General features: G+C 46.8%; 2 tRNA genes and 2 rRNA genes. All 4 read left to right on the top strand.

The annotated features are described in order from the left end of the window. Positions 1-164: ribosomal RNA gene (locus BZG20_RS15880) — 16S ribosomal RNA — on the top strand; the annotation flags it as partial. A 91-nt stretch (positions 165-255) separates the two neighbouring features. Beyond that, a tRNA-Ile gene (locus BZG20_RS15875) sits at positions 256-332 on the top strand. Positions 333-440: 108 nt separating this feature from the next. Then, positions 441-516 (top strand) — tRNA-Ala (locus tag BZG20_RS15870). 599 nt (positions 517-1,115) lie between these two features. Then, positions 1,116-1,270 (top strand): 23S ribosomal RNA (locus BZG20_RS16100); the annotation flags it as partial.

The raw sequence follows: 1,270 nt of genomic DNA, 5'->3' as shown, positions 1-1,270 counted from the left end.
GTTCCCGGGCCTTGTACACACCGCCCGTCACACCATGGGAGTGGGCTGCACCAGAAGTAGATAGCTTAACCTTCGGGAGGGCGTTTACCACGGTGTGGTTCATGACTGGGGTGAAGTCGTAACAAGGTAGCCCTAGGGGAACCTGGGGCTGGATCACCTCCTTACTGACGCTATTCTTGCGAGTGTTCACACAGATTGTATAGGTTGAAAGTCAAAGAGATACGAATGCCTTAGTAAAAGGCTCGTACCTTAGATGGGTCTGTAGCTCAGGTGGTTAGAGCGCACCCCTGATAAGGGTGAGGTCGGTGGTTCAAGTCCACTCAGACCCACCAATTTCTYCTGATGCTGCGTTAGTGCATTCCTCGTTTAGCGAACTAAACGTCGAAATACACTGCCTTGCCTCAAAAGAAATTGGCACCAGCATCTAAGGGATTCATGATGGGGCTATAGCTCAGCTGGGAGAGCGCCTGCCTTGCACGCAGGAGGTCAGCAGTTCGATCCTGCTTAGCTCCACCACTTTTTAAGCGCATTTATGRTGATAAGTGTCTTTAAAAAGTGGTTTATCGTATTGATAGAATCACATGCTCTTTAACAATCTGGAAAGCTGACAAGTCATTCTTAAAGAATGACAGTAAAGTTCTCAATCAGTGACAGAAATGTCACTCACACAATCAAGTGTGCTTGGGCTTTGTCTTATTTGATAAGCAAAGTCTCTATTTTGAGTCCGGCAAAAACAAAACCTTAATTGGTTGATGATTCAACACTGAGTGGTTTTGCGACGCAGATTTCTTTTTTAGACAATCTCGCGCGAGGCGTTTGTCGCGGGGAGCGTAACGTGTTACGTGACCAAGCANAATGTCACTCACACAATCAAGTGTGCTTGGGCTTTGTCTTATTTGATAAGCAAAGTCTCTATTTTGAGTCCGGCAAAAACAAAACCTTAATTGGTTGATGATTCAACACTGAGTGGTTTTGCGACGCAGATTTCTTTTTTAGACAATCTCGCGCGAGGCGTTTGTCGCGGGGAGCGTAACGTGTTACGTGACCAAGCAAACGGTGAGCAAGAGGCCGTATAAAAGAGAAAGATCGAGCAAAAAGACCTCTTGGGGTTGTATGGTTAAGTGATTAAGCGTAGACGGTGGATGCCTTGGCAGTCAGAGGCGATGAAGGACGTACTAACCTGCGAAAAGCGATGGTGAGCTGGTAAGAAGCATTTGAGCCATCGATGTCCGAATGGGGAAACCCACCTGCATAAGCAGGTATCTTAGTG

It is taken from the genome of Salinivibrio sp. IB868 (assembly GCF_001995655.1).
GTDB lineage: Bacteria > Pseudomonadota > Gammaproteobacteria > Enterobacterales > Vibrionaceae > Salinivibrio > Salinivibrio siamensis.
Note: the sequence above shows the minus strand (reverse complement) of the source record. Positions and strands in the feature narration are given on the sequence as shown.